2 protein-coding genes and 1 pseudogene are annotated in these 3,660 nt (G+C 73.9%); 1 reads left to right on the top strand and 2 read right to left on the bottom strand.

Going from position 1 to position 3,660, the window contains the following annotated elements; all coding sequences use genetic code 11:
- Positions 1-2,595 (top strand): AfsR/SARP family transcriptional regulator (locus AB0M20_RS32180; RefSeq protein WP_364304099.1); only part of this gene is annotated, 2,595 nt, incomplete at its 5' end.
- Here AB0M20_RS32180 and AB0M20_RS32175 read toward each other — a convergent pair.
- Together AB0M20_RS32175 and AB0M20_RS32170 are read right to left on the bottom strand one after the other, a co-directional pair.
- Positions 2,577-3,377, bottom strand: coding sequence for an ABC transporter permease (locus AB0M20_RS32175; RefSeq protein WP_364304098.1), 801 nt, complete (start codon positions 3,375-3,377; stop codon positions 2,577-2,579). The two genes, AB0M20_RS32180 and AB0M20_RS32175, sit on opposite strands and share 19 nt — an antisense overlap.
- A pseudogene (locus AB0M20_RS32170) lies at positions 3,374-3,660 on the bottom strand (daunorubicin/doxorubicin resistance ABC transporter ATP-binding protein DrrA); the annotation flags it as partial. The pseudogene AB0M20_RS32170 and the gene AB0M20_RS32175, both read right to left, overlap by 4 nt.

Raw genomic sequence — 3,660 nt, 5'->3', positions numbered from 1 at the left:
ATCCGCGCGACCCTCGCCGACAGCCTGGGCGCCGACCCGGGTGCCGCCCTGCGCGAGCGCCACCTGCGGCTGCTGCGCGCCCCCGAGCCCGTCGAGCCGGCCGAGCCGCCGCCGAGCAACCTGCCCGCGCCGCTGACCAGCTTCATCGGCCGCGACGACGACCTCGCCCGCATCGAGTCGCTGCTCGCCGTGGGTCGCCTGGTGACCGTCGTCGGCCCGGGCGGGGCGGGCAAGACCCGGCTCGCGGTCGAGGCGGCTCGTCGGCACCGCCATGAGTATCGCGACGGCGCCTGGCTGGTCGACCTGGCCGCGGTGACCGAGCCGGCGAAGGTCGGCGCGGCCGTGCTGGCCACGGTCGGCCTGCGCGGCACCGCGCTGTTCGAGGGTTCCGGAAGGATGCGGGACGAGGGCGGCGAGGTCGACGTGCTCGCCGACCAGTTCAACGGCCGCGAGAGCCTGCTGCTGGTCGACAACTGCGAGCACCTGATCGACGCCGTCGCGGAGCTGATCGCGGCTCTGCTGCCGCGCTGCGCCGGGCTGCGGGTGCTGGCGACGAGCCGGGAGGCGCTCGCCATCGACGGCGAGGCGCTGGTCCCGCTCGGCCCGCTCGCGCTGCCCGGCCCGGAGGCCGGCCTCGACGAGATCCGCCGGGCGTCGGCGGTGCGGATGTTCACCGACCGGGCCGCGGCCGTGCGCCCCGGCTTCGACGTCGACGCGGACACGGTCGACGACATCCTCCGGGTGGTCCGCGGCCTGGACGGCATCCCGCTGGCCCTGGAGCTGGCCGCCGCGCGGCTGCGCACGCTGTCGCTGACCGAGCTGGCCGACGGGTTGTCCGACCGCTTCCGGCTGCTCGGCACCGGCAGCCGCACCGCCTACGCCCGGCACCGGACGCTCGGCGCGGTCATCGACTGGAGCTGGAAGCTGCTGGGCGAGCCGGAACGCACCGTCGCCGAGCGGGTGTCCGTCCTGCCCGGCGGCGTGACGGTCGCCTCGGCGACCGCGGTCTGCGCGGGCACGCCGGTGCCGGCGGCCGACATCCCGGAGCTGCTCGCGTCCCTTGTGGACCGGTCGCTGCTGCAGCTGGCACCCGACTCCGGCCGCTACCGGATGCTGGAGACGCTGCGCGAGTACGGCATCGACCGGCTCGCGGAGCAGGGCACCCTCGACACCGCCCGCGGTCTGGCCGCGCGCCACCTGTCCGAGCTGATGGCCCGGCACGAACCCCAGCTCCGCAACCGCGGCCAGCTCGAGGCGTTGCGGGTGATGACCGCCGAGTACGACAACGCGATCGCCGCCCTGCGCCACCTCTGCGACGGCCGGGACGCCGCCGGCGCGGTGGCGCTCGTGCTGAACCTGTGCTGGTACTGGCAGATGTTCGGCCGGAACTCGGACGCGTCCTACTGGCTGACCGAGACGCTGGCGCTGCCGGGTGGCGAGGACACCTTCGACCGGGACGTCGCCCGGGCGATGCTGCTGCTCAACCGGCTCGACGGCGAACCGCAGACGCCGCACCACCGCGATCCCGCGCTGCGCGCACTCGTCGACCGCCTGATGGCGTATCCGTCGCTGCCCGGGCTGGCCGGCGCGCTGACCGCGCTGCTGCTCTTCTTCGTCGACGAGCGGGAGGCGTCGCTGGCCCTCCTCAAGCGCCTCATCGACGGCCCGGACGTCTGGCTGTCCGGGCTGGCTCGCCTGTTCCGGTCCCAGTTCGCCGAGAACGCCGGCGACCTCGGTCAGGTTCGCGTCGACGTGGCCGGCGCACTGGAGTCCTTCGGGCAGGTGGGTGACCGCTGGGGCCTGGCCACCGCGCTGCCCATGCGGGCCCTGGTCCGCCAATACGACGGCGACCTCGACGGCGCTCAGGCGGACCTGCGCCGGGCCCGGGCGCTGGCCCGCGAGTTCGGCTCGCTGAGCCTGAACGACGAGATCTTCATCGACCTGCGCTGGATCGACCTCTGCGTGCGGCAGGGCGACATCGACGGCGCCATCGCGGTGATGAACGCGGCCCGGGAGAAGGCGGAGCGCTCGGCGACACCGGAGATGCTCATCTTGATCGACGCGCTGGAGGCCACGGTGCGCATCCGGATCGGCGACACGGAGCTGGGCCTTGTGCTCATCGAGCGGGCCGAGGCGGCGATGGCCGAGAAGTTCAAGTCGCCGTTCACCGGCGACCACGGCCGGGCGCTGATCGGCGCCGCCCGGGCGTTGCTGTGCCTGGAGTCCGGCGACGGGCCGGGCGCGGAGGCGGCGCTGGCCCGGGCGTACGCCGCCGCGCTGGAGACGCACGACATGCCGATGGTCGCGATGGTGGCCGTGGCGGCGGCGAGCCTGGCCGACTTCTACGGACGGCACCGCGACGCCGCCGTCCTGCTCGGCGCGGCGGCCCGGCTGCGCGGCGCGCACGACCGGACCGATCCGCAGATTCGCAAGCTGAGCAGTCGCTGCCGGGACGCCGTGGGCGAGGACGTCTTCTCCGCCGCGTACCAGTCGGGTTGGGAGCTGGACGGGAAGACGGCCTCGGCCCGGGTCGATCCGGCGCGGCTGCTCTCCGCCGCGCTGCCGGCCGCCGACGATCAGGCTCGGCGGGCGTAGGCCCGCAGCGCGAGCGGCACGAAGACCACCAGCAGCCCGGCCATGAAGGCCAGCGTCGCCCACAGATGTCCGGCGACCGGGCCGCCGATCAACAGCCCGCGGATCGTGGCGACCAGCGGCGTGATCGGGTTGACCTGCACGAACGCCTGCAACCAGCCGGGCAGCGTGTTCGTGGCCACCAACACGTTGCTGCCGAAGGACAGCGGGAAGATCAGCAGGAACATCACGCCCTGCACGGCGCCGGGGGTCCGCACGAGCATGCCGACCCACACCGAGATCCAGCAGAAGCAGAGGCCGAAGCCGATGGACAGCGCGATCGCGGCCACCGCCGGCCAGAATCCGGTCTCCACCCGGAAGCCCATGATCACGCCGAACCCCAGCATCACCGCGCACACCGTCAGATAGCGCACGACGTCCGCGGCGACCGCGCCGACCAGCGGCGCTGACCGGGCCACCGGCAGGGACCGGAAGCGGTCGAAGACCCCCTTCTCGATGTCGGCGTTGAGGTTCTGGCCGAGGGCGATGCCGCCCAGCGCCAGCGACTGCGCGAGCATTCCGGGCAGCAGGAACTGCAGGTACGCGTGGCGGTCGCCGCCCGCGATGGCGCCGCCGAAGAGATAGGTGAACAGCAGCAGGAAGATGACCGGCTGCAGGGTCACGTCGATCAGGGCTTCCGGGGTGCGAGCGGTCTTGATGAGGCTGCGCCTGGCGAGCGCGACACTGTGCCGGACCAGCGCGGCCGCCGACCCTCCCCGTGGCATGTCGAGGTCGAGGGTGGTCATACCAGCTCCTTGCGCGGTGTGCCGTCGGTGAGGGAGTGGAACACCTCGTCGAGGCTGGGCAGATGCAGGGCGAGTTCGGTGACCTCGACGCCGGCCTGGCGCAGCGCCGGCACCGCGTCGTCGAGGGCGGTGTCACCGGTGACGGGCACGGAGACGGCGCCCGGCCGGGCGCCGGCGGCGGTGTCGGTCGAGGCCGACGTGCCGGGTGCGGCGACCTTGTCGAGTACGCGCAGCGTGTCCGCCACCCGGGCCGGGTCGGCCGGGCGTACCCGCAGGGTCAGCC

It is taken from the genome of Actinoplanes sp. NPDC051633, assembly GCF_040681735.1.
In the GTDB taxonomy this organism is placed as follows: Bacteria; Actinomycetota; Actinomycetes; order Mycobacteriales; family Micromonosporaceae; genus Actinoplanes.
Note: the sequence above shows the minus strand (reverse complement) of the source record. Positions and strands in the feature narration are given on the sequence as shown.